We start from the raw sequence: 24,887 nt of genomic DNA, 5'->3' as shown, positions 1-24,887 counted from the left end.
GGAATTAAATGATAATACTATCATGTAATAATATCAATAAAAGCTTTGGAGTAGATACTATCCTTGAAGAAATATCTTTTTCTGTAAATGAAGGGGATAAAATAGGCGTTGTAGGTATAAATGGAACTGGTAAAACTACTTTACTGAAAATAATAACTGGTGAATACGGTTATGATAGTGGAGAAATATATACATCTAAGGGTTGTAAGGTCGGTTATTTAGAGCAGAATACAAATTTTCACTCAGAAAAAACAATATATGAAGAGGTAGTGGATGTATTTTCAGAACTTATGGAAGCTGAAAAAGAATTAAGAGAAATGGAAAGCATAATTTCTGATATGTCTGCAAAGAGCAATACTATATCCGAAGAACTGAAAAAAATAATGGATACATATGCCAAAAAATATGAGGAATTTGAAGAAAATAATGGATATGGATATAAAAGTGAAGTTTTAGGGATATTGAGAGGGCTAGGCTTCAGTGATGATGATATGAACAAAAAAATAAGCGTATTATCTGGTGGAGAAAAAACGAGAGTATTGCTTGGAAAGTTACTTCTAATTAAGCCAACTCTACTACTTCTAGATGAGCCTACCAACCACCTAGATTCTGATGCGGTTGAGTGGCTAGAAGGTTTCTTGAGAGCGTATGATGGTACTGCAATAATAATATCACACGACAGATATTTTTTAGATCAAGCAGTAAACAGAATATTTGAACTCTCAAACAAACACCTGACAGCTTATAATGGAAATTACACGGAATATCAGAAACAAGCTAAAATTCAAAGAGAACTTGACATAAGAAAATATGAGAATCAGCAACGTGATATAAAAAAACAGGAAGAATCTATTGAACGTTTGAAAGCATACGGTAGAGAAAAGCACTTAAAAAGAGCTAGAAGTAAAGAAAAAATGCTAGATAAAGTTGAAAGAGTTGAAAAACCTCAATCAGAAAGAAAAAAAGCGAAGTTTAAGTTTACAACTGTAACTCAAAGTGGAAACGACGTATTGCATATGGAAGATGTGGAGAAAAAAATAGGTGAAAGAGTACTATTTAAAGATATAAATTTAGATATATATAGGGGCGAAAAAGTTGCCTTAATAGGACCTAATGGAATTGGAAAATCAACTTTATTTAAAATGATAACAGGAAGTAAAGTTGCAAATAAAGGTATAATTAAAATAGGTAAAAATGTTGAAGTATCATATTTTCACCAAGAACAAAAAACTCTTAACTTGAAGAATACTATTATTGATGAAATTTGGAATTCAAATCAAAGTCTAACTCAAACAGAAGTTAGAAGCCTTTTAGGGGCTTTTTTATTTGAAGATGAAGAAGTGTTTAAGGAAATAAGCTTACTGAGCGGAGGAGAAAGAGCTAGAGTCGCTATATTAAAATTAATACTATCTAAATCGAATTTTCTTTTATTAGATGAGCCTACTAACCATCTAGATATAGATTCTAAAGAAGTTCTAGAAGATGCCTTATCTGAGTATGAAGGAACGGTTTTCGTTATATCACATGATAGATATTTTATTAACAAAATAATTGATAAAATATTAGTACTATCGAGTGATGGAATAAAAGAGTATTTAGGAAATTATGAATACTATCAAGAGAAGAAGAATCAACAGCTAGAGATGAAAAGTATGGCAGAAAGTGAAGGCGTTGAAGAAAAAACTAAGACTCAAATAAAAGAAGAAAAAAGAAAAGAAAAAGAGCTCAAGCTTATGGAAAACAAGGCTAAGAGAGAAATAAAAAATATTGAAGAAGAAATAACATTGGTGGAAAAGCAAATAAATGGACTAGAATCTATGCTGTATATGGAAGAAATTTACTCAAACCCAGATAAATCAAGGGAAGTAAATCAAGAAAAATCTAGTTTAGAAAAAAAACTTGAAAAATTATATGAAAAATGGGAAAAAATAATGCAATAAAAATGTTTTATAATTATCGAAAATAAGGTATAATTGTAGTTGTAGCATGAAATTTCGTTTTTTGTGATAAAATAATAATAATTAGTAGTACAAAATTTATTAAATAAATACTAACTAAATATAGTAAAAAAGAACATCTTTAAAGTAGAGATGTAATTCAAAAAATAAAGATATGGAGGCAATCTAATGGGAAATAAAAATATTTCAATGGCTGTTATTAGAAGATTACCTAAATATTATCGATACTTAGCAGATCTTTTATCGAGGGACATCCATAGAATTTCTTCAAAAGAACTAAGTGAGATAATAGGTTTTACAGCTTCTCAGATAAGACAGGATTTGAATAACTTTGGAGGATTTGGTCAGCAAGGATATGGTTATAATGTTGAGGCTCTTCATAGAGAAATAGGAAAAATACTAGGATTAGACAAAAAGTATAACGCAGTGTTAGTTGGAGCAGGTAACCTTGGTCAGGCTCTTATTAACTACTCTGGGTTTAGAAACGCTGGATTTAATATAGTAGAAGTTTTCGATGCAAATCCTAGAATGTTAGGGCTAAAATTAAGAGAATATGAAATAAAAGACTCTGAAGACATACAAGAATATGTTAGCAAACACGATGTAAATATAGCTATACTATGTATTCCTAAAAATGGAGCACAAGAAGTTGCAAATAGATTGGTAGAAGCTGGTGTAAAAGGTATATGGAATTTTGCACCGATTGATCTAGAAGTTCCGGAAGATGTAATAGTAGAGAGCGTAAACTTGACTGAAAGCTTATTTACATTATCGTACTTGATGAAGGAAAATGATGACTTATTGAGTAAAAAGTAACTTTTTACAGTAATTGCAAAAAAGAAAAAAAGTCAATTGAGAATAAAAGTTGTATAAAAATAAATGAAAAAACTGTGCTTATATGAGTATATAGCTGGATTTAAACTTGTCGTATAAAAGTTATTTTAAATAATTGAAAAATCAATTGCAAAAGTAGTGTACCTTTGATATAATTTAAGAAGTTAAGAAAATAATTAAGGGAGGTACAAAAAATGGCTTATGTAATTAAAGATTCATGCATTAGTTGTGGTGCTTGTGCTGGTGAATGTCCAGTATCATGTATTTCTGAAGGTGATGGAATCTACGTTATAGATGCACCATCTTGCATAGATTGTGGTTCTTGTGCAGGCGTATGTCCAGTAGACGCTCCTCAGCCAGAATAATAAGAAATAACAATAAATAGTGCTGTTAGCACAAAATAAAAAATGCCCAATATGTTAATGTAATTAACATATTGGGCATTTTTTATTACAAATCATATATGATAGTAGTAAAAATAACGTATAAAGAAATTTTATTGGAAAATAATTAAACTTAAGTTAAAAAACAAAAATACATTGATATCAAAATAACAAAAATTAAAAAGAAAGTAGAAAGTATCAAAAAAAATATATACTTCATATAGTAAGAGAGAATTTAAAAAAAATTATTATGTAAGAAAACAAGTATATAAATATTAATTTTATTTAGAATGTCCCGTGTAAAAATATAAGAAAATCATATATTTAAAAAGTATACATAATACAAAAAAAGAATGGAATAGTCTATCTAGGAAAAAGATAGTTAAATAATAAATTATTGTACAATATTGTTTGAAGTTATGTTATACTCTATTTAGAGTTAGGAAAATGTTTCTACGGCTATTTGCGCGTGCAATTAGGGCTTGTAGGGCATGTTTCCTTGCGAAAATTAAAATTGTATCTTATTTAAGGAGGCTTACACATGTCAAATGTATTTGAAATGGCACAAGCTCAGGTTAAGACTGCTTGTGATAAATTAGGAATGGAACCACAGGTTTACGAACTATTAAAAGAACCAATGAGAGTTATAGAAGTTAACATACCAGTAAAAATGGATGATGGTTCTATAAAGGTATTCAAGGGATACAGATCTCAGCATAACGATGCTGTTGGACCAACAAAAGGTGGACTTAGATTCCATCCAGGTGTTTCTCTAGAAGAAGTAAAAGCGCTTTCAATCTGGATGACTTTCAAGTGTTCTGTTACTGGAATTCCTTACGGTGGTGGTAAAGGTGGAGTAATAGTAGATCCATCTGAATTATCTCAAGGAGAATTAGAAAGATTAGCTAGAGGATACATACAAGGTGTATACAAATTATTAGGTGAAAAAGTAGATATTCCAGCTCCAGATGTTGGTACTAATGGTCAAGTAATGTCTTGGATGGTTGATGAATACAATAAATTAACAGGTACTTCAGCTATTGGTGTTTTAACTGGTAAGCCAATCGAATTCGGTGGATCACTAGGAAGAAACGAAGCTACTGGATACGGTGTTGCTGTTACAGTTAGAGAAGCTGCTAAGAAGCTTGGTATAGATATGAAGAAAGCTAAAGTTGCTGTACAGGGATTCGGTAACGTTGGTGCATACACAGTTAAAAACATCCAAAAATTAGGTGGAACTGTTACTGCAATGGCAGAATGGGCTAAAGAAGTTGGACCATATGCAATATACAGTGAAAACGGATTAGACTTTAATGAAATGTTTGAATATAGAGCTAAGAATGGAAATCTTGTAGGATTCCCAGGATCTAAGGCTATAACTATGGATGAATTCTGGGGAGCTGAAGTAGACGTTGTTGTTCCAGCTGCTCTTGAAAACGCTATAGATGCTGATGTAGCTAAGAAGATAAACGCTAAATTAGTTTGTGAAGCTGCAAATGGACCAACTACTCCAGAAGCAGATGCAATCTTAAACGAAAGAGGAATAGTACTTACTCCAGATATCTTAACAAATGCTGGTGGAGTTACAGTTTCTTACTTCGAATGGGTTCAGAACTTATATGGATACTACTGGACTGAAGCAGAAGTTGAAGAAAAAGAAGATATAGCTATGGTTAAGGCATTCGAATCACTATGGGCTATAAAAGAAGAATACAATGTAACAATGAGAGAATCTGCTTACATGCATTCAGTTAAGAGAGTTGCGCAGTCAATGAAACTTAGAGGTTGGTACTAAAAATTAGTAGACAATCAATTGATAAGGTTCCTAAAATATTATAATTATATGACACAAAAAAGAATCACCACAGTTACTTGTGGTGATTCTTTTTTTATGTCATAATAAGGGTACTGTGAATATTTAATAATGTTTAAGGAGGAATTCTATGAAAAAATTAATTAAATTTATATTAATTCTGGTAGTTGTACTAGGTATGATGACAGCAGGAATTGGGTACGCTTTAAAACCGACTGATGAAATAAAAAAAGATCAAAGACTGTGGAATATAGAAGATAATTTAAATGTAGCATCTTTAAATTCTGATTTTTTAAAAAATGCAAGTATATCAGGAGATAATATAGAAACAAGGGTGACTTTTGACAATGATATGTTTAATAAGATATTAAAGTACGCGTTTTCGCAAAGTGGGACTACAAACTTAGATGAAAGTGCATTTGTACTAGATGGAAAAAATCTTATTGTAAAACATCCTATTCAGATAGGAATATGGAACTCACAAGCGGATGTTTATTCAAAGTTATACAATGAAGATGGAAAAGTTGTATTTGACATAGAACAAGTCAAGATAGGAAAAATAACTGTGCCTAAAAGTATAGTTTCTAGCCAAATTAAAAATATTGTTCACGAAGACACTGATGGAATACGTGTAGAAGATAATAAGATATACTTGGATATAAAATCATCTAATGTTAATTTAAAAAAAGTAGATATAAATGATAGCAAGATTGATTTAAGCTTGTATTTTACAAAAGAAAATTTAATAAAAATAAAAAATGATGTTGTAGACAGCCTGCTAAGGCAATATTAGTAAAAATAATTTTAAGCTCTCTTTTAAGAGGGCTTATTTTTATAAAGTAAAATTCAATTTGTTAATATGAAAACTTTCGAAGTTGAAAGTGAAAATTAAAGATTATAAGCAAATAAAAATCATATGATAATAGAAACGTCTTTAAGCCTTGAATTCATTAGATAAAAAGTATCATCTATTATTGACATTTGTTGGTATTCATCCTATAATTTAGTGAGATGGTGTAGTGATTATTTATCACTTGCATAGCGCCACAACAAAGGAGTGATGGCATGAATTTATTGATGTCGCCTATAGGCGTGCCTGTTAAAATTATCAAGATAAGGATAACAGGGGAACAAAAAAAATTACTAGCAAATATGGGATTTGTAGAATCCTCATCTGTGATAGTAGTTGCTCAAAATGCGGGCAATGTAATTGTAAACATCAAAGATTCTAGAGTAGGAATCGGTGAAGATATTGCCAAGAGGATAATGGTTTCACCAGAGTAATTTAATTGTTTATTTCGGTTACACAAAATATTAGATTTTAAATCTAATGTTTTTTTGTTTAAACATCGATAAAGATTATCGTTGTTGATATAAAACTTATAGGGGGTAGAAAATGTTTACGTTGAGAGATGCTGAGGTTGGCAACAGCTATGTAGTAAAAAAAATACATGGAACTGGTCCACTGAAGAGAAGAATAATGGATATGGGGATTACAAAAAATGCATCGCTTTATATAAGAAAAGTTGCACCTTTAGGAGATCCTATACAAATAACAGTCAGAGGATATGAGTTAACTCTAAGAAAAGAAGATTCTTCATGTATTGAAGTTGAACTAATCGAAGAAAATGAATAATTAAATGGAGGGGAAAATGAGTATTAGAATAGCATTAGCTGGGAATCCAAACAGTGGTAAAACAACACTGTTTAATACACTTACTGGTTCAAATCAATACGTTGGTAACTGGCCAGGAGTAACAGTTGAAAAAAAAGAGGGAGCATATAGAAAAGATAAGGAGATTAAATTTACGGATTTACCTGGAATTTACTCTTTGTCACCATATACACTTGAAGAAGTAGTTAGTAGAGAGTATTTAATAAATGAAAAGCCAGATGTAATAATAGATGTTGTAGATGCATCAAACATAGAAAGAAATTTATATTTAACTACACAATTATCTGAAATAGGAATACCGATGGTAATTGCGTTAAATATGATGGACGTTGTAAGAAAAAATGGAGATTTTATTGATACTGAAAAGCTAAGCGCAGAGCTAGGCGTTCCAGTTGTAGAAATATCAGCTTTAAGAAATGACAATATTGAAAAATTAATTGAAACAGCGGTAAAAACATCGAAAGAACTTTGCCGTTGTATAGAGTCGTTTGACGATAAATTAGAAACGATTATAACAAATATAGAAGATAATGTACCAAGTATAGCAGCCTCTAATGACAAGAGATGGTATGCTATAAAATTCTTTGAAAAAGATGAGAAGGCTACAGAAAAAATAGAGATATCTGTAGTAGAAAGAAACACAATCAACGACATCATAAACAAGGCAGAAGTAGAGTACGATGATGATGGAGAAGGAATAATTACAGATGCTAGATATAACTATATAGCTTCATTGGTATCTAGAACTGTTAAAAAGGGAAGAAAAGGTCTGACAGCGAGTGATAAGGCCGATAGGATTTTGACAAACCGTATACTAGCAATACCTATTTTTGCAGCAATAATTACTTTTATATACTATGTAGCGGTTAGCGTGGTTGGTGGACCAGTAACTGATTGGGTAAATGACGTATTTTTTGGTGAAATAATAGGTGGAAATGTCCAATCATTCCTTGAAGGTGCAGGCGTTGCCAACTGGTTGGTAAGTTTAGTTGTAGATGGTATCATCGGCGGTGTTGGTGGAGTATTAGGATTTCTACCAATAATTGCAACACTATACTTATTCATGGCAATACTTGAAGATATAGGATATATGGCTAGAATAGCATTTATTCTAGACAAGATATTCCGTAGGTTTGGTCTTTCAGGAAAGTCATTTATTCCTATTTTAATAGGTACAGGTTGTTCAGTTCCAGGTATAATGGCGACTAGAACGATAGAAAATGAAAACGATAGAAAAATGACTATAATCGTAGCGTCATTTATGCCATGCGGTGCAAAGACAGAAATCATAGCATTATTTACAGCAGCTATATTTGTAGGTAGACACGGATGGATATTTGCTCCTTTATGCTACTTTATAGGAATATTAGCGGTAATAATTACGGGAGTAATGTTAAAGAAGACTAAGAGATTCTCTGGTGATCCTGCACCATTTGTAATGGAATTACCAGAATATCATATACCAACAGTAATAAACGTGTTAAAGACTACTTGGGAACGTGTAAGAGCATTCGTTATAAAGGCAGGTACTGTAATATTACTTGCTACAATAGTAATTTGGTTCTTACAGAATATATCTACAAGCTTTGAATTCGTTGAATTCTCTGGAGAAAGTAATTCAATACTAGAATCTATCGGTAAGACACTAGCTCCTATATTTGCACCGCTAGGATTTGGTCACTGGGCATCTGCAGTATCTACTATTACTGGACTAGTTGCCAAGGAAGTGGTCGTTGGTACGTTTGGAGTAGTTGGTGGAATAGCTGAAGCAACACCTGACAGCAGTGATATGATAGCTTATGCAGCATCTATATTCACACCGCTTACAGCTCTTAGCTTCATGATTTTCAACCAGCTTTGTGTTCCTTGCTTTGCAGCGATTGGTGCGATAAGAGAAGAAATGAATGATGCTAAGTGGACTTGGTTTGCAATAGCATATCAGATAGGTTTTGCTTATGCGGTTTCTATGATAGTATATCAATTTGGAAATGTACTATACCTAAAAAATGCTCCTACAATATGGACAGGAGTTGCAGCAGTATTACTGTTATTTATAGTGTATATGCTATTTAGAAAGCCGAAGATTTCAAATTCTGAAGTAAAAAGTGCTGTAGAAAGCAATCAATAAAAATTAAGGAGGATCTACATATGAATTTGGCTACATTTATAGTTTTAGCAATTGTAGTTGTAGCAGCTGTATTTGCTGCGATAAGAGTTAGAAAAAAAGGTGGTTGTAGCTGTGGTAAGACAGAGTGCCCATCTAGTTGTAGGTCTTGCCCTACTGAAGAAAATAAACCTAAGATGTAATATCTAAAAAACAACTCATGTGTTTTCTAATCTATACTAAATAGAATTTAGAAGTACATGAGTTTTTTTTATTGAAATTAAAAGAGATGAGCTTTATAATATATAGAGAGTATTAAGGATTTTTATGTTGTATACCGTATAGACATAATGGTTTGGATATTAAAAATTGGGTAGAATACTTGAAACGGTAAATTAAGATTTGACACTAATAAATAAAGGTGATAATCTTTTTAAGAAAGCTTTTATTTTATACTTTAATTCGGTCCTGTGAGGCCAAAAAGGAGGAAATATGTTAAAAGGGAGAAATCTAATAAAACCAGATGATTTTACAGTAGAAGAGTTGGACTCTATACTGGAATTGGGCATGCAAATAAAGGAAAATCCTGAAAAATACAATAAGGTTTGTGAAGGAAAATTAATAGCTACATTATTTTATGAACCTTCTACACGAACTAGACTTAGTTTTGAGGCGGCAATGAATAGACTAGGAGGTAGGGTGATTGGATTTTCTGATCCATCAGCATCTTCAACATCTAAAGGAGAATCTCTTGAAGATACTATGAAAATAGTGTCAAACTACGTAGATATAATAGCAATGAGACACTTTATATCAGGTTCTGCTAACCAAGCTGCACAAGCTTGTGAAGTTCCGTTTATAAATGCAGGAGACGGTGAAAATCAACATCCTACTCAGACGTTGACAGATCTACTTACTATAAAATACTATAAATCTTCTTTAGAAAAGATGACAATTGGTCTTTGTGGAGATTTGAAATATGGTAGAACAGTTCATTCTTTAGCTAAGGCTATGTCGAGATACAGTGGAATTAAGTTTGTATTTATTTCTCCTGATGAGCTAAAAATGCCAGATAATGTAAAAGAGGATATAGGCAATACTGAATATATAGAAACTAAAAGTTTAGAAGATGCAATTCCTGAATTAGATGTACTATATATGACTAGAATACAAAAAGAAAGATTTGAAGATATAGATCAATATAATAGATTAAAAGATACTTACATACTGGATTTGGAAAAGATGGATTTGGCAAAAGAAGATATGCTCGTTCTTCATCCATTACCTAGAGTAAATGAGATCGCTGTTGAAGTAGATCAAGATCCTAGAGCAAAATACTTTGAACAGGCTCAGTGTGGAATGTATGTAAGAATGGCGCTTATCATGAAATTATTAGGATTATAAATATAGGAGGATATATGGAATACTCTGTACTAGAAAATAGGTATGTTGGGGAAGAAATGTATTATATAAAGGTTTCAGGCGATTTTGAAGCTAGAATGGGTCAGTTCTATATGTTGAGAGCATGGGATAATTTTCCATTACTATCTAGACCAATTAGTATATACAATATAGATGAAGAAGGTATCAGCTTTTTATACAAGGTAGTAGGTCAAGGAACGGAAATTATGTCCAAGCTTAAAAAGGGTGATAATATAAAACTTGAAGGACCATATGGAAATGGGTTTGAAAAGGTTAAAGGAAAGGTTGCATTAGTTGGAGGTGGTATAGGAATAGCACCACTTTACATGGTAGCACAAAATATACCTAACTGTGACTGCTACCTAGGATTTAGAGATAATCCAATAATGATAGACGAATTTGAAAGTGTATGTAAAGAAGTACATACAACTACTGGAAATACTTTCGTAACAGATATAATAGACGTTGAAAAATATGATTATATATTGACTTGTGGGCCAACTCCTATGATGAAAAAACTTGTGGATATGGTGGAAAACACAGATACAAAAATACAAGTTTCACTAGAAAATCATATGGCATGTGGTGTTGGTGCATGTCTAGTATGTACTTGTAAGACTAAATCAGGAAATAAAAAGACTTGCAAGGATGGTCCTGTATTTTGGGGAGAGGATGTGATATTATAATGGCAAATTTGAAGGTTAATCTATGTGGAATGGAACTGAAAAATCCTATTATAATGGCCTCAGGTACATTCGGATTTGGAAAAGAATACGGTGAAATATATGATATAAGCAAGCTTGGAGGGATTAGTTCAAAAGGATTGACTTATTACGCTAAGCCAGGTAATGATGGACTAAGAGTATATGAGACACCATCAGGTATGATGAATAGCGTTGGACTAGAAAATCCAGGTGTTGAAGGTTTTATAAAAAAAGAACTTCCGGATTTTTCTAAGTTGGACACTTGCAGAATAGTAAACCTAGGTGGTAACTGTGAAGATGACTATGTAGAAGGTGTAAAACTTTTAGATGATAAAGACTTTGATATACTAGAGTTAAATATATCTTGTCCAAATGTTAAACACGGTGGAATGGCATTTGGAATAAAATCAGAGGTTGCTAGAGAAATAATTAGAGAAGTAAGAGCTGCTACTAAAAAGCCATTGATAGTAAAACTATCTCCTAATGCAGAAGATATTGTTGAGATGGCAAAAGTATGTGAAGAAGAAGGTGCGGATGGTGTATCTTTGGTAAATACATTTAAAGCAATGGCAATTGATATCGACAACAGAAAACCTGTCTTTAATAATGTGACGGCAGGTCTTTCAGGACCAGCTATTAAGCCAATAGCTCTAAGAATGGTATATGAAGTATCTAAAGCAGTAAATATTCCAGTAGTAGGAATGGGTGGAATAATGAACGCTAGAGATGTAATAGAATTTATAATGGCTGGTGCAACTTGTGTACAGCTAGGAACTGTAAATTTTGTCAATCCTAGAATTGGTGAAGAGATAATAGAAGAACTTCATAAATACATGGATGAAAATAATATAAAAAGTTTAGACGAAATTAGAGGAATTATATAATAGGGAGAGAGAATATGAAAAACGTTGATGTTATACAAATACTTAAAGATTGTGATGCACTACTAGAAGGGCACTTTTTACTATCATCAGGAATGCACTCAAATAGATATGTTCAGTGTGCAAAAGTACTAAGATTCCCAGACCAGGCAGAAAAGGTACTATCTACAGTAGTAGAAAAAATCAAAGATTTAGATATAGACTTGGTAGTAGGGCCAGCTATGGGAGGAGTTGTAGTTTCTTATGAGCTAGGAAGACAACTAGGAAAAGAAGCTATATTCACTGAAAGAAAAGATAATGAAATGCAGCTTAGAAGAGGATTTGAAGTAAAGCCAGGCGATAGAATAATAATAGCAGAAGATGTTGTAACTACAGGAAAATCAACTAAAGAAACTAAAAAAGTTCTAGAAGCTATGGGTGGAGTTGTAGTAGGAGTTGCATGTATTGCAAATAGAACAAAAGACGATATTGGAATGCCAATATATAGTGCAATTGACTTAGATATAACAGTATATGAAGCAGATAACTGCGAACTTTGTAAAGAAGGAAAGATAGAATTAGTAAAACCAGGAAGCAGAGAATTTAAAGAATTAAAAAAATAATATTTAATAAAGCCAAAAGCCTACTCATTATGATGTAGGCTTTTTGTAATACAATTGTATAGAATTTACAGGTTTAATATGTTAAACTATTAATTGTACAAAACTATTAAAGGAGGGAGTAAATGTCTAAATTTAGAAAAATCATAAATTCAATTTATTATTTATTGATTCTTATGCTGTTATCAGCAATATATATATTTGTATTTAAATATGTATTAGCAGATGAAAGAATTATCTTTATTGATACATATAAATTGTTGCAAACTATACCTCTTTTATTAGGAATATTATCTTTTATAGTATTTATGGCCACAGTTGTTAAATTAATACTGATATTATTCAAAAAATCAGATGAAAGAGAGCTAGTTCTATTTGAAGATAATGGAACTATATCTGTATCTGATATGTCAATAGAGAAAAACGTTATTAATACTTTAGAAAAATTCGATGAAATAGCGGAAAATACAGTTAGAGCTAGCATAAAGAAAAAAGGCGATAAAACAATAGTTAAAGTCGATGTAAAATGTGGAATTAATGAAGAACTTTGCATAGAAAAAGGTTACTTCGATATAGAAAAGATAGAAAGCATAGAAAATGCCAATAGCACAGAAAATATAGATAAAACAGAAAGTGTTGAGGTCATAGAAAATGTAGATATCGTAGAAAATGCAGACAATACAGAGAATGTAGACAACATAAAAAAAATAGAATCAAATGAGTCAGAAGAAAACAAGTCAGAAGAAAACAAGTTGGATGACAAAGAAGAATTTTCAAAAGAAATAGCAGAAGCTAGGAGCGTACTTGTAGATGATGAGTCTGAAGACAATGAAAATATTGACGCAGAGCTACATAAGTATGCAGACATAAATGACTTTTATAAAAATGTTCAAAAAGACATCAGAGATTCATTAGAAAATTTCTTTGAAGGTAGAATAAATGAGATCAATGTAAAATTCTACAATGCTAAAATAAATGAAAAAGTAGAATCTGGAATTAGATCAGAAAAAGAAAAATCTGTAAAAAAATCTAGAAAAAGAAAAAAGAAAAGAGTTAATTAGGGGGTGGAACTGTAGTGATAGATGGAAAAATCCATATAGGAGATGTAGATGAAGATCTTGAGGTAGAAAATATGATAGAGGAAGAACAATCTACAAAAAGCAATGTAATATATGAAAACAGTGAAACCCAAAGCAATAAAGGAACAAACTTTAGAAAAGAGTACTCAGATAGCGGAGAGTCTGAAAGAGAAGATAGAGAAGATTATCAACATAGCAACTATAACAGTAATAATGAATACAATAACACAAAAAAAGACAGTGTCTCTACTTTAATATTTAACTTTATTCAAGACTCTTATCGTGAAAGACCAAATACTTTCAAAGCTACAATTGTTGGAATTATAATGGCGATACTCATATTGGTAATAGGATTTTTAAAATCACTTTTGGTATTTGTAGTAGTATTGGCGGCAAATATAATAGGGCAACTATTAGATAACAACCCAAGGTTGCTTTCGATTATAAATTCAATTTTTAGGAAATTTAGATAAAAATATGGTTTGAAAGGGGTATTTCAATGGAAATCAATGATAAAAACAACAAAGAAATAGAGTCTATTGTGGAAGTGCAGCATGACAGTAAACTTACTTTTGACGAACAAGTAATAGTGAAAATAGTAATGATGACACTAAAAGATATAGAGGGTGTTGCAACTATAAAGCCTGGAGGAGGAGCTTTCTCAGGAATTGTAGGAAGAACAAATAATGAAGGCATAAACGTTGAAGTAGGAGAAACTGAAGTAGCAGTTGATCTAAGACTAGTAATTGAATATGGAAAGAATGCAAAAGAGATTTATTCAGAAATAAAAGAAGCTGTTGAAAATCAAGTTATGAATATGACAGGATTGAGAGTAGTGGAGCTGAATGTTAAAATAGAAGACGTTTTAAAGGCAGATGAGTTTAAAACAAGAGGGTAAGTTGCTTGAGTAGGCAGTTGTACTTTGCGTACAGCTGCCTAAAAATTTATACAAAGGATATTTAAATATGATAATAGAAGAAGTAAAAAATGGAATTAAGTTGATAGATGTAGATGATTTTGATCCAACTCATATTTTTGAGTGTGGGCAATGTTTTAGATGGATAAAAGAAGAAGATGAATCCTACACTGGAGTAGCTATGGGTAGGGTAATAAATGTATCCAAAGTAGAAGAAGGTATCTTGATAGACAATACAAATATAGAAGACTTCAATAATATTTGGAAAAAATATTTTGATCTTGATAGAGATTACTCCAGTATAAAAAAAGACTTGGCAAAAAGAGATGAAAATCTAAATAAGGCTGTGGATTTTGGATGGGGGATTAGAATCCTGAACCAAGATAGTTGGGAGATGATTATATCGTTTATAATATCATCAAATAATAGAATCCCAATGATACAAAGAGCAATTGAAAATATATCCTCTAGATACGGTAGTGAAATTGGAGAGTACAGAGGCAAGAAACACTATGCGTTTCCTACTCCAGAGCAACTATCAAAAGCGAGTATAGAAGAGCTTAGAGAGTGTAAGACGGGATTCAGAGACAAATATATTCACAGTACTACATCGGATATATTAGACAAAAAGATAGACCTTGGAGAATTTAGAAAAATGGATTCAGATATCTGCCATAAAGAGCTGATGAAATTTAAAGGGGTTGGAGCAAAAGTAGCAGATTGTATAGCATTATTCGGAATGGAAAAATACGATTCTTTTCCAGTAGATGTTTGGGTGAAAAGAGTAATGCAAGAATTTTATGATGCAGAAGACATGAGTTTGCCAAAAATGAGAAAATATGGCAAAGACTTATTTGGAGAAGATGCAGGCTTTGCACAACAATATTTATTTTATTATGTAAGGGAAAATGGAATTGGAAGATAAGGACGGGAATATATGATATTTAAGATAATAGCTGTATTAACAATACTTTCCTATTTGATGGGCATAATTATATCAATGAACATACTACTAGAAAATAGAGATCCTTCCAAAACTTTATCTTGGATAATGATGTTTTTGTTGCTACCAGGTATTGGAGTAATAATTTATGTATTATCAGGAAGAAATATAAGAAAGCATAAAATATTTAAAGCCAAGAAAAAGTCGGAATCATTAAACAAGAGGCATCTACTAGAAAATTTAGAGCATGTGAAAAAAATTGTTAAAAGCCAAAGTGAACGCATGAAAAAAGGGGAATTATTAGAAGATAATAGTCCAATAAAAGAGAGCGTAATAAAACTATTATTTAATATTGGGCAATTTCCATATACGACTAATAATGACGTGGAATTATACAAAAATGGAATGGAAAAATTTGATAGACTGCTAGAGGATATTGAAAAGGCAGAAGATCATATACACTTAGAATATTTCATAATTAAAGACAGTAAAATCGCAAGAAAGATACAGCGACTTTTAATAGAAAAAGCAAAACAAGGCGTGGAAATAAGAATTTTATATGATGATTTAGCCTGCTGGAGATTTAAAATTCATAGGAAATTTCTTAGGGAACTAAGAGAAGCTGGTGTTATGTGCGCTGCATTCTTACCGACAAAATTTCCTTTGTTGGGAGGAGAAGTAAACTACAGAAACCATAGAAAAATAGCAGTAATAGATGGTAGAGTAGGATATACGGGAGGTCTTAACATAGGTGACGAATATATGAGCGAAAGCAAAAAATTCGGATACTGGAGAGATACGCACATGAGAGTAGTAGGAACAGGTACATACTTACTACAGATAATATTTATAATAGACTGGTATTTGACTACCAATGAAATACTTTCAGAAGAAAAATACACGCCTAGAATTGAAAAAGTAGGAGACTCTCCACTACAAATAGTGGGAACAGGACCAGATAGCAAATGGGAAGATATTCACTACGCTTTTTTCTCGGCAATCAGTCAAGCAAAAAAGAGAGTATATATTGAAACACCGTATTTTATACCTGATGAAAGCTTGTTAAAAGCTATTAAAACAGCAGCACTAAGCGGGGTAGATGTAAGAATAATATTCCCAGAAAAAATAGATCACTATATAGTAAACATAGCTTCATATTCTTACTTTGAAGAGGTTTTAAATTCTGGTGGAAAGGTATATCTGTACCAAAGAGGATTCATACATTCAAAAGTAGTAATAGTAGATGATGAAATAGCTTCAATAGGAACAGCAAATATGGATTTGAGAAGTTTTATGCTTAACTTTGAAGTAAATGCATTTATATACGATAAAAAAATAATAAGTGAATTATACGAACAGTTTTTGGAAGATCAGAGTGATTCAAAAGAGCTAATTCAAGAAAATTTCAGAACAAGGAATGTAGTTGTAAGGCTTGCAGAATCAATATCTAGGTTGTTTTCTCCTTTGCTGTAATTAAGGTTTAGTTAAGGTAATATTAATATACTATTAGCAGTTAATTAACAAGAGTGCTAATAAAAAGCATTCAAGTTTTAAGAGTAATAAATAAAAATAAAAAGTAATTTTATTAGACGAGGAGGTAGTGAAAAATGAATATAAAACCATTAGGAGACAGAGTGGTATTAAAGAAAATTGAGGCTGAGGAAAAGACTTCTAGCGGTATCATTCTTACAGGTGCTGCCAAAGAAAAGCCACAATTTGCAGAAGTTGTAGCCGTTGGATCAGGAATTGTAGACGGTAAAGAAATAAAAATGGAACTAGTACTAGGCGATAAGGTAATATACAACAAATACGCAGGTACAGAAGTTGAAATAGAAAACGAAGAATTTATAGTAATAAAGCAAGAAGACGTAGTTGGAGTATTAGAAAATAAATAGATAGGAGTGGTAAAAAATGGCTAAAGAAATAAAATTTTCAAAAGACGCAAGATCTGCATTAGAAGCAGGTGTAAATAAATTAGCAGATACTGTAAAAGTAACACTTGGACCAAAAGGAAGAAACGTAATACTAGATAAGAAATTTGGTTCTCCACTTATCACAAATGATGGAGTTACAATAGCAAAAGAAATTGAACTTGAAGATAAATTTGAAAACATGGGAGCTCAGTTAGTAAAAGAAGTAGCTACAAAGACAAATGACGTAGCTGGGGATGGTACTACTACTGCTACAGTTTTGGCACAGGCAATAATTAGAGAAGGCCTAAAAAATGTAACTGCTGGATCTAATCCAATACTTCTTAGAAGAGGTATTCAAAAAGCTGTAGAAGTAGCAGTTGAAGAACTAAAGAAAAACTCAAAAGAAATCAATACTGATGAAGAAATATCTCAGGTAGGTGCAATATCAGCTGGAGATGAAGAAGTCGGTAAATTGATATCAGAAGCTATGAAAATAGTTGGAAAAGATGGGGTAATCACTATAGAAGAATCAAAATCTATGATTACTGAACTAGATGCTGTAGAAGGAATGCAGTTTGATAGAGGATTTTTATCTGCATACATGGTATCAGATGTAGAAAAAATGGAAGCAGTACTTGAAAATCCATATATATTAATAACTGATAAAAAAATCAGTAATATACAGGAAATACTTCCATTACTAGAAGAATTAGTACAGACTGGTCAAAAGCTTCTAATAATTGCTGAAGATGTGGAGGGCGAAGCTCTTTCTACTCTAGTAGTAAATAAGTTAAGAGGTACTTTCGATGTAATGGCTGTCAAGGCTCCTGGATTTGGAGAAAGAAGAAAAGACATGCTTGAAGACTTAGCAATACTTACGGGAGGAGAATTCATATCATCTGAATTAGGATATGACCTAAAGGAAGCTACTCTTTCTATGTTAGGTAGAGCTCAAACAGTAAAAGTAAACAAGGAAACTACTACAATAGTAGATGGAGCAGGAAATAAAGAAGACATTGCAAACAGAGTAAATCAGCTTAAGCGTTTGATAGAAGATACTACATCAGACTTTGATAGAGAAAAATTGTCAGAAAGATTGGCAAAATTATCAGGTGGTGTGGCTGTAGTAAAAGTTGGTGCTGCGACTGAAATAGAAATGAAGGAAAGAAAACTAAGAATAGAAGATGCCTTAAATGCTACAAAGGCAGCCGTTCAAGAAGGTATTGTAGCAGGTGGAGGTACAGTATTTGTAAGTGTAATCCCAGCTGTAGAAAAAATGGTGGAATCTCTTGAAGGTGAAGAAAAGCTAGGTGCTCAAATAATTAGGAGAGCATTAGAAGAACCTTTAAGACAAATTTCTGTAAATGCCGGACTAGAAGGGTCAGTAATAATACAAAACGTAATTAATTCTGATGCTAATGTTGGATTCGATGCTATGAATGAAAAATATGTAGATATGATAGAAGCAGGTATAGTAGATCCAACTAAAGTAAGCAGAAGTGCACTTCAAAATGCTGCTTCAATTGCTAGTGTATTCTTGACTACAGAAGCTGCAGTTACAGATCTACCAGGTGATGATGATATTCCAGGAATGCCAGGTGGAATGCCAGGAATGATGTAATTGAAATATAATCATTACAATTAAAAATAAATAAAAAAATTTAAAAGATAGTTTGCTAAAAAACACTTATAAAAATAAGTTTATTCAAATAATATTTATTTTTTATAATAGAATTAGCTAACTATCTTTTTTACTTTAAATTAAACTGAATATTATAAAATTTTTTTCTCAAAAAGCTTTTAGAAAATTGCGAATAGTGGTATAATATAAATAGAAAGTGATACTAAAGTCTAGATAGAACATACTATGACTAAGTAAGATGTGTCAGTGAAAGCTATGATAGCTGACAGTAGTCCAACGCTAATAAACGTATTTTATGAGTGCTCTAAAAAGAGTAATGGGACATACAAGTAACATGGTAAATAGTCGTGGTTGGTTTTTAGAATATCTAGGTGCTAAATCCGAGCCAGTGGCAGGATATTAGTGTAAGTAGATGTTTTTGTAGATGTGTGTTACTTTCAGAGTAGTACTACGGTAACATGAATCCTGTTGATTGCCCGTAAAAAGGCTAGATAGTAATATGTGTGATTTAGTAATACCAAAGCAAGTGGTAACATCAAGGCAAGTTGTATTGCACCGGAGACAGTGTAACGTCGAACTATTAGAAAATTCAAGAAAAAATGTAGACAACAGAGTTTGTGCAGATATTTAATTAAGTAAAATCATCGAAGAAAAAGTATTATTTCGAGAGAATATGTGTGGATGAGGAACTTAGAATACCAAGAAAATTTGTGTACACCGATGGATATTCTTATAAATGTTTGGAAATACTCAAATATATTATAGGTGACGAGGATAGTGTATGACTGAAGTACCAGGTAGAACTAAGAGAAGCAACATATATCGGTAAAGTGTAGTATAAAAGTAGATGAAAATGCTTAAATGTGGGAGTCACAATAAAAGTGATTTAGTAGCGAGATTGAAGCACCGAGGATAGTGTAGCATCGAATTATTGAAAGTTCTAAGAAAAGATGTAGACAACAGGGAAGTGCAAGCATCAAAGCAAGTGGAAACACTAAGGCAATGGAGATACGAAGAACAAAGAAAGTACCAGTAATTAGAAGATGTTTAGTTGTAATACAGCAAGATATCTTAATCGAAGCAGGAAAGATGTTACTTATGTGGGAGCATGTAGTACAATATTTAAGAGAAGGAGTGATGTGTGAACCTTGGAACAGAACAATGATAACACATTAGAATCCTGGAAGAGAACCCTTGTCAAATAACGTTTTAGAAAAAGAATGTTATGATATTGGCAGGGGTTTTCTCATGCGCAAATTAATATCTATAAAATGTGATATAATTAGTAATATGGGTATCTCTATATTATTAAATGAGATAATAAAAAGAATATATATGATTAATAAAAATAGAATACTATAATAAATATAAAAATTATGGTATAATATTTGGTATGAAAAAAACGAAAATATTATGAAATAAGTGAAGGGAGATATTATGAAGCACGAATTAGTTCTTGTTGTCGACTTCGGTGGACAGTACAACCAATTAATAGCTAGAAGAGTAAGAGAAAACAATGTATATTGTGAAATTATTCCATATACAGCAGGTGTTGAAAAAATAAAAGAAAAAAATCCTAAGGGTATAATATTCACAGGAGGACCTAATAGTGCGTACTTAGAAGATTCTCCTAAGATTTCAAAAGAAATTTTTGAAATTGGAGTACCAATCCTTGGAATCTGCTATGGTGACCAGTTGATGGCACATCTATTAGGAGGTAAGGTTGAAAAGGGTGACAACTTCACTAGAGAATACGGAAAAACTATAATAGAATACGGAAAATCACCAATATTTGAAGGACTTTCTACAAATCAAGTGTGGATGAGTCATACGGATTATATTTCTGAAGCACCTACTGGATTTGAAGTGACTGCTACTACTGCAAACTGTCCTATAGCTGCAATGCAAAATGTAGATAAAAAGCTTTATGGAGTACAGTTCCATCCAGAAGTTGAGCATAGTTTAGAGGGAGATAAAATACTTAAAAACTTCCTATACGAAATATGTGAAGTGAGTGGAGATTGGACTACAAGCTCATTTATAGATGACAAAATAGCTCAAATAAAAGAAATTGTAGGAGATAAGAAAGCTTTATGCGCACTAAGTGGAGGGGTAGACTCTTCAGTAGCTGCAGTACTAATGCACAGAGCAATAGGTGACAACCTTACTTGTATATTTGTAGATCATGGTCTTCTAAGAAAAAATGAAGGTGATGATGTAGAAAGAATATTTAGAGAAAAATTCAACATGAATCTAATAAGAGTAAACGCTGAAGACAGATTTTTAGGAAAGCTAAAAGGTGTAACTGAACCAGAAGCTAAGAGAAAAATAATCGGTGAAGAATTTATTAGAGTATTTGAAGAAGAATCACATAAATTAGGGAAAATGGAATTCTTAGTTCAAGGGACAATATATCCTGACGTAGTAGAAAGTGGAACAGGTGGTTCAGCTACTATAAAATCTCACCACAACGTTGGTGGATTACCAGAAGATGTTGACTTCCAAGAAATAGTAGAGCCTCTAAGAGAACTATTCAAAGACGAAGTAAGAAAAATAGGTCTAGAGCTAGGAATAGAAGATACATTAATATTTAGACATCCTTTCCCAGGGCCAGGACTAGGAATCAGAGTAATTGGGGAAGTAACAAAAGAAAGATGTGATATCCTTAGAGAAGCTGATGCAGTATATATGGATGAGCTAAGAAAAGCTGGTCTATATAGAGAAATATGGCAGGCATTTGCCACTCTTCCAGATGTAAAGACTGTAGGAGTAATGGGGGATGAAAGAACTTACGCATACTTAGTAGGTCTTAGAGCCGTAGCATCAAGCGACGGAATGACTTCAGACTGGTACAAAATACCATATGAAGTACTAGAAAGAATTAGTAATAGAATAATCAATGAGTGCGAAGGAGTAAATAGAGTAGTGTATGACATTACAAGTAAACCTCCTGGAACAATTGAGTGGGAATAGAATAAATAAAAGGTGTAAGCATTGTAAATAGGTGCTTACGCCTTTCTTGTTTACTCTTGCGATGTAGATTTGAACATTATAAAATAGTGAAAGAATACAGTGCTTTAAAAATTATCCTATAAAATAAACAAAAGATATTGTCTTTCAATATTGACAATTGAAATTGATTATTATATTCTATTTAATAAGGAGGAATTTAAGTCCTCCTATATTTCAAATAGAGAGGAGATTTTAAATTGAAAAAAGAACTATCAAATGAAGTAAATATTTATCTTGCTAACATTGGTGTATCATACATCAAATTACACAACCTGCATTGGAATGTTGTGGGAAGTCAATTCAAGGCTGTCCATGAATATCTGGAGACTTTATATGATGCAATGGCAGATGTTCTAGATGCGACGGCAGAACTTTTAAAAATGAACGGTGAAATGCCTATGGCTAGCATGAAAGACTATCTAGCAGTTGCTACTATTAATGAGTTAGAGAGTAGTGAAGTGGATGCAAATAGTGTAATGAATACAGTTCTAAACGATATGGAAGATTTAAAAATACAAGCTCTTTCTATACGAAAACTAGCTAGTGAAGAGGATCAGTTTGATGTTGTAAGTGCAATGGAAAACGATATCGAAAATTATAACAAAACAATCTGGTTTATCAAATCTATGTTAAAATAACGAAAACTATTTTGATACTAGGTAATAGAAAATTTTAAATCGCTAGAATAGAATAGTTTTATTGAGAAAAAATTTAGAATAAAGTTAAAAGTAATATTATAATTTGAAATAGAGGTTACGCTATCAAGCGAACCTCTATTTATTATGAGTAAAACTGGTTTATAATAATTTATTACAATTATATACTAAATAATTATGAATTTACATATTTCATTAGGAGAGAGGCATTATAAAGTTGAATTTGATCTGCAAAATAAAGATAAACATATTGAAGAACACATCTTTTTTCTTACGTCAGATAAACTATTAATAGGTTCACTTTTTGAAGGGAAAGAAATAATATATCAAAAAGAAAATACAGATATTTATTTTCCTGAAATATCAGATAGAATCTCTCAATTATAACTATTTCAGTAAATACAAGCTATATTGTATTTATAGTTCATGATATACTATTTATAAGATAAAGATAAAGATAAAGATAAAGATAAAGATAAAGATAAAGATAAAGATAAAGATAAAGATAAAGATAAAACTGAGAGGTGATTTATAATGGATGCTTTTAGAAATATGAGAGACATATTTAAAGCCATGAAAAAAAATAAATACGAGTATCTAATGTTGATTGTGATATTTCAACTTTCAAAAATATACATAGTATTACCAGTTGTAAAATTATTGTTGAATCAGTCAATGAAACTTGTTGGTGTGGAATATTTGACTAATTTTAATTTTTTACAGTTATTTAAAAATGGTTTTTCAATAGCTCTTTTATTAGTGATCGCGTTTATAATTGGATTTAATATATTTTTAGAGCTTGGAGTATATTTTTTGATTGCGTATTACCAAGTAAACAACTTAGAATATTCTTTCAGAAAAATATTTAAACGTCTATTTTATAAAATAAAGTATTTGCTACATCCTTCATCATTACTTCTATTTTTGTATATTGGAATATTGTTGCCGCTAAGCCCGATTGGATTAAAAACTACGTATACTACCGGTATTTTTATTCCGGATTTCATTACAGAACCACTGTTTGAGCAGTTACCAATATTATTGGGAGCTACAGTAGCAACTATATTATTATTAATTTTATTTTTGCGCACTATATATGTAATTTATTATTTTGTTGTTGAACCAGAGATTAGTTTGTCAAAAGCTTGTATAAAATCGTTAAGAGAAACGAAAGGAAAAATAAAATCAAATTTAGTGACTTTATTTAGTTCCCTAATATACTTTGAAGCGACAGTATTTGCATATATTTTTCTTTCCCTTATGCCTGTAATCGTAACAGAAATGTTTGCGGTTGATATGTCGGAAATTTTTGCGGTATTGAGTTTGACTGCGATTGATATGATAATGTTAATGTATATAGGATTAGGTGTTCCGTTTATCATATATATGTTTGTTGCCAAGTTAAATCATGATTTGAATAGTAAGGATGAATTTAAATACAAAGAGGTAAAAGGCGCATCTCTTGCAAAATCAAAGGTAATACGTGTAATTTTAATTATTGTAATACTAATATCTGGAATTGGAAATTTCATAATGATTAAACAAGGTATTACTTACGAGCCAACTTTAGTGATTGCCCACAGAGGATACACTGAAGATGCTGTTGAGAACTCTTTGGAATCACTAGAAGCAGCTAGCAAAGTAGGAGCAAACATGGTAGAAATTGATATTCAACAGACTAAAGACAAAGACTTTGTTGTCATGCATGATGAGAACGTGAAACGAATGACTGGTAAATCTATGAATGTTTATGATTCTACATTAAAGCAATTGCAGGATCTGGAAATGAGACAAAATGGATACACAGCAAAAGTTCCAAGTCTAGAAGAGTTCATTGATTTATCAAAGAAATTAAATGTACGAATATTACTTGAAATAAAGCCTACTGGTCACGAAAGTAAGGATATGGAAGAATCTTTGGTACGTATGTTGAAGGAAAAAGAAATACAACATACTGTAGTAATCCAATCGCTGAATAAAGATTCAATTGATAGAATAAAACAAATTGATCCTAGTATAAAGACTTGTTTTGTAATACCTATACTGATTGGAGATGTTCCAATTACAGATCATAATTATTTAGCATTAGAAGATTTTTCTATGACATCAAATATTAGATACCAAGCGCAAGTATATTATGAAGGCTTATTTGTTTGGACTGTAAATGATGAATCAAAAATATCATCATATTTGAGCCAGGGTGTACAAGGTATAATTACGAACCATCCTGATATAGTGATTAAAAAGTTGAGCATGAAAGAAAATACAATATTTGATAAAATTAGTTGGATATTGAATAATGCAAACTTTGTAAAACTAGAAGCTAAAACTGAATTATAGATAGATTTGAGAT

26 protein-coding genes are annotated in these 24,887 nt (G+C 31.6%); all 26 read left to right on the top strand.

Annotated features, from left to right (window positions below; translation table 11 throughout):
• The first annotated feature begins 8 nt into the window (after positions 1-8).
• The gene (locus C0982_RS07830) at positions 9-1,940 is read left to right on the top strand and encodes an ABC-F family ATP-binding cassette domain-containing protein (protein ID WP_101773680.1); all 1,932 of its coding nucleotides are present in this window, start codon (positions 9-11) and stop codon (positions 1,938-1,940) included.
• A 186-nt stretch (positions 1,941-2,126) separates the two neighbouring features.
• Positions 2,127-2,774, top strand: a complete 648-nt coding sequence (locus C0982_RS07825) for a redox-sensing transcriptional repressor Rex (protein ID WP_101773679.1) — start codon at positions 2,127-2,129, stop codon at positions 2,772-2,774.
• A gap of 212 nt (positions 2,775-2,986) precedes the next feature.
• Entirely contained in the window at positions 2,987-3,157 is a 171-nt protein-coding gene (locus C0982_RS07820) for a DUF362 domain-containing protein (RefSeq protein WP_101773678.1), read from the top strand.
• A gap of 559 nt (positions 3,158-3,716) precedes the next feature.
• Positions 3,717-4,970 (top strand): Glu/Leu/Phe/Val family dehydrogenase, encoded by a 1,254-nt coding sequence (locus C0982_RS07815; protein WP_101773677.1) that lies wholly within the window; start codon positions 3,717-3,719, stop codon positions 4,968-4,970.
• A gap of 148 nt (positions 4,971-5,118) precedes the next feature.
• Positions 5,119-5,781 carry a hypothetical protein gene (locus C0982_RS07810; protein WP_101773676.1) on the top strand — a complete coding sequence of 221 codons (663 nt, stop codon included), beginning with the start codon at positions 5,119-5,121 and terminating at the stop codon, positions 5,779-5,781.
• A 272-nt stretch (positions 5,782-6,053) separates the two neighbouring features.
• On the top strand, positions 6,054-6,272 hold the full coding sequence (locus C0982_RS07805) for a FeoA family protein (RefSeq protein ID WP_101773675.1): 219 nt from the start codon (positions 6,054-6,056) through the stop codon (positions 6,270-6,272).
• Positions 6,273-6,384: 112 nt separating this feature from the next.
• Entirely contained in the window at positions 6,385-6,624 is a 240-nt protein-coding gene (locus C0982_RS07800) for a FeoA family protein (protein ID WP_101773674.1), read from the top strand.
• Positions 6,625-6,640: 16 nt separating this feature from the next.
• Positions 6,641-8,791, top strand: a complete 2,151-nt coding sequence (feoB, locus tag C0982_RS07795) for a ferrous iron transport protein B (protein ID WP_101773673.1) — start codon at positions 6,641-6,643, stop codon at positions 8,789-8,791.
• A gap of 20 nt (positions 8,792-8,811) precedes the next feature.
• Positions 8,812-8,970 (top strand): FeoB-associated Cys-rich membrane protein, encoded by a 159-nt coding sequence (locus C0982_RS07790; protein WP_101773672.1) that lies wholly within the window; start codon positions 8,812-8,814, stop codon positions 8,968-8,970.
• 289 nt (positions 8,971-9,259) lie between these two features.
• Positions 9,260-10,171 (top strand): aspartate carbamoyltransferase, encoded by a 912-nt coding sequence (gene pyrB / locus C0982_RS07785; RefSeq protein WP_101773671.1) that lies wholly within the window; start codon positions 9,260-9,262, stop codon positions 10,169-10,171.
• A gap of 14 nt (positions 10,172-10,185) precedes the next feature.
• Positions 10,186-10,875 carry a dihydroorotate dehydrogenase electron transfer subunit gene (locus C0982_RS07780; protein WP_101773670.1) on the top strand — a complete coding sequence of 230 codons (690 nt, stop codon included), beginning with the start codon at positions 10,186-10,188 and terminating at the stop codon, positions 10,873-10,875.
• On the top strand, positions 10,875-11,777 hold the full coding sequence (locus C0982_RS07775) for a dihydroorotate dehydrogenase (protein ID WP_101773669.1): 903 nt from the start codon (positions 10,875-10,877) through the stop codon (positions 11,775-11,777). Before C0982_RS07780 ends, C0982_RS07775 begins: the two co-directional genes overlap by 1 nt.
• Positions 11,778-11,791: 14 nt before the next feature.
• A complete protein-coding gene (pyrE, locus tag C0982_RS07770) occupies positions 11,792-12,376 on the top strand; it encodes an orotate phosphoribosyltransferase (RefSeq protein WP_101773668.1) in 585 nt (194 codons plus the stop codon).
• A gap of 122 nt (positions 12,377-12,498) precedes the next feature.
• Entirely contained in the window at positions 12,499-13,434 is a 936-nt protein-coding gene (locus tag C0982_RS07765) for an Asp23/Gls24 family envelope stress response protein (protein ID WP_101773667.1), read from the top strand.
• Between the two features lie 14 nt (positions 13,435-13,448).
• Positions 13,449-13,925: a DUF2273 domain-containing protein gene (locus C0982_RS07760; protein WP_101773666.1), complete on the top strand. Its 477-nt coding sequence runs from the start codon at positions 13,449-13,451 to the stop codon at positions 13,923-13,925.
• A gap of 26 nt (positions 13,926-13,951) precedes the next feature.
• On the top strand, positions 13,952-14,350 hold the full coding sequence (locus C0982_RS07755; protein WP_242961537.1) for an Asp23/Gls24 family envelope stress response protein: 399 nt from the start codon (positions 13,952-13,954) through the stop codon (positions 14,348-14,350).
• Between the two features lie 67 nt (positions 14,351-14,417).
• Positions 14,418-15,293 (top strand): DNA-3-methyladenine glycosylase family protein, encoded by an 876-nt coding sequence (locus tag C0982_RS07750; protein WP_101773664.1) that lies wholly within the window; start codon positions 14,418-14,420, stop codon positions 15,291-15,293.
• A gap of 12 nt (positions 15,294-15,305) precedes the next feature.
• Entirely contained in the window at positions 15,306-16,784 is a 1,479-nt protein-coding gene (gene cls / locus C0982_RS07745; RefSeq protein WP_101773663.1) for a cardiolipin synthase, read from the top strand.
• A 134-nt stretch (positions 16,785-16,918) separates the two neighbouring features.
• Positions 16,919-17,206 (top strand): co-chaperone GroES, encoded by a 288-nt coding sequence (locus C0982_RS07740; protein ID WP_101773662.1) that lies wholly within the window; start codon positions 16,919-16,921, stop codon positions 17,204-17,206.
• A 16-nt stretch (positions 17,207-17,222) separates the two neighbouring features.
• A complete protein-coding gene (gene groL / locus C0982_RS07735) occupies positions 17,223-18,845 on the top strand; it encodes a chaperonin GroEL (protein ID WP_101773661.1) in 1,623 nt (540 codons plus the stop codon).
• Positions 18,846-19,365: 520 nt separating this feature from the next.
• Entirely contained in the window at positions 19,366-19,497 is a 132-nt protein-coding gene (locus C0982_RS10810) for a hypothetical protein (protein WP_278336047.1), read from the top strand.
• A 371-nt stretch (positions 19,498-19,868) separates the two neighbouring features.
• On the top strand, positions 19,869-20,042 hold the full coding sequence (locus C0982_RS10565; RefSeq protein ID WP_180946913.1) for a hypothetical protein: 174 nt from the start codon (positions 19,869-19,871) through the stop codon (positions 20,040-20,042).
• A 261-nt stretch (positions 20,043-20,303) separates the two neighbouring features.
• Complete coding sequence (gene guaA / locus C0982_RS07730) at positions 20,304-21,839, top strand: glutamine-hydrolyzing GMP synthase (RefSeq protein ID WP_101773660.1); 1,536 nt, start codon at positions 20,304-20,306, stop codon at positions 21,837-21,839.
• Between the two features lie 236 nt (positions 21,840-22,075).
• Positions 22,076-22,516 carry a Dps family protein gene (locus C0982_RS07725; RefSeq protein WP_101773659.1) on the top strand — a complete coding sequence of 147 codons (441 nt, stop codon included), beginning with the start codon at positions 22,076-22,078 and terminating at the stop codon, positions 22,514-22,516.
• A gap of 195 nt (positions 22,517-22,711) precedes the next feature.
• Positions 22,712-22,921 (top strand): hypothetical protein, encoded by a 210-nt coding sequence (locus C0982_RS07720; protein ID WP_101773658.1) that lies wholly within the window; start codon positions 22,712-22,714, stop codon positions 22,919-22,921.
• Positions 22,922-23,068: 147 nt separating this feature from the next.
• The gene (locus C0982_RS07715; RefSeq protein WP_101773657.1) at positions 23,069-24,874 is read left to right on the top strand and encodes a glycerophosphodiester phosphodiesterase; all 1,806 of its coding nucleotides are present in this window, start codon (positions 23,069-23,071) and stop codon (positions 24,872-24,874) included.
• Positions 24,875-24,887 lie beyond the last annotated feature (13 nt).

Origin of the sequence: Peptostreptococcus faecalis, from assembly GCF_900240845.1 — a bacterium.
In the GTDB taxonomy this organism is placed as follows: Bacteria; Bacillota; Clostridia; order Peptostreptococcales; family Peptostreptococcaceae; genus Peptostreptococcus; species Peptostreptococcus faecalis.
This window is presented reverse-complemented; position numbering and strand designations above follow the sequence as displayed.

Coding starts and splice junctions, on each gene's coding strand:
- C0982_RS07830 (WP_101773680.1), top strand. CDS start 9: ATGATAATACTATCATGTAATAATATCAATAAAAGCTTTGGAGTAGAT.
- C0982_RS07825 (WP_101773679.1), top strand. CDS start 2,127: ATGGGAAATAAAAATATTTCAATGGCTGTTATTAGAAGATTACCTAAA.
- C0982_RS07820 (WP_101773678.1), top strand. CDS start 2,987: ATGGCTTATGTAATTAAAGATTCATGCATTAGTTGTGGTGCTTGTGCT.
- C0982_RS07815 (WP_101773677.1), top strand. CDS start 3,717: ATGTCAAATGTATTTGAAATGGCACAAGCTCAGGTTAAGACTGCTTGT.
- C0982_RS07810 (WP_101773676.1), top strand. CDS start 5,119: ATGAAAAAATTAATTAAATTTATATTAATTCTGGTAGTTGTACTAGGT.
- C0982_RS07805 (WP_101773675.1), top strand. CDS start 6,054: ATGAATTTATTGATGTCGCCTATAGGCGTGCCTGTTAAAATTATCAAG.
- C0982_RS07800 (WP_101773674.1), top strand. CDS start 6,385: ATGTTTACGTTGAGAGATGCTGAGGTTGGCAACAGCTATGTAGTAAAA.
- feoB (WP_101773673.1), top strand. CDS start 6,641: ATGAGTATTAGAATAGCATTAGCTGGGAATCCAAACAGTGGTAAAACA.
- C0982_RS07790 (WP_101773672.1), top strand. CDS start 8,812: ATGAATTTGGCTACATTTATAGTTTTAGCAATTGTAGTTGTAGCAGCT.
- pyrB (WP_101773671.1), top strand. CDS start 9,260: ATGTTAAAAGGGAGAAATCTAATAAAACCAGATGATTTTACAGTAGAA.
- C0982_RS07780 (WP_101773670.1), top strand. CDS start 10,186: ATGGAATACTCTGTACTAGAAAATAGGTATGTTGGGGAAGAAATGTAT.
- C0982_RS07775 (WP_101773669.1), top strand. CDS start 10,875: ATGGCAAATTTGAAGGTTAATCTATGTGGAATGGAACTGAAAAATCCT.
- pyrE (WP_101773668.1), top strand. CDS start 11,792: ATGAAAAACGTTGATGTTATACAAATACTTAAAGATTGTGATGCACTA.
- C0982_RS07765 (WP_101773667.1), top strand. CDS start 12,499: ATGTCTAAATTTAGAAAAATCATAAATTCAATTTATTATTTATTGATT.
- C0982_RS07755 (WP_242961537.1), top strand. CDS start 13,952: ATGGAAATCAATGATAAAAACAACAAAGAAATAGAGTCTATTGTGGAA.
- C0982_RS07750 (WP_101773664.1), top strand. CDS start 14,418: ATGATAATAGAAGAAGTAAAAAATGGAATTAAGTTGATAGATGTAGAT.
- cls (WP_101773663.1), top strand. CDS start 15,306: ATGATATTTAAGATAATAGCTGTATTAACAATACTTTCCTATTTGATG.
- C0982_RS07740 (WP_101773662.1), top strand. CDS start 16,919: ATGAATATAAAACCATTAGGAGACAGAGTGGTATTAAAGAAAATTGAG.
- groL (WP_101773661.1), top strand. CDS start 17,223: ATGGCTAAAGAAATAAAATTTTCAAAAGACGCAAGATCTGCATTAGAA.
- C0982_RS10810 (WP_278336047.1), top strand. CDS start 19,366: ATGTGTGATTTAGTAATACCAAAGCAAGTGGTAACATCAAGGCAAGTT.
- C0982_RS10565 (WP_180946913.1), top strand. CDS start 19,869: ATGGAGATACGAAGAACAAAGAAAGTACCAGTAATTAGAAGATGTTTA.
- guaA (WP_101773660.1), top strand. CDS start 20,304: ATGAAGCACGAATTAGTTCTTGTTGTCGACTTCGGTGGACAGTACAAC.
- C0982_RS07720 (WP_101773658.1), top strand. CDS start 22,712: ATGAATTTACATATTTCATTAGGAGAGAGGCATTATAAAGTTGAATTT.
- C0982_RS07715 (WP_101773657.1), top strand. CDS start 23,069: ATGGATGCTTTTAGAAATATGAGAGACATATTTAAAGCCATGAAAAAA.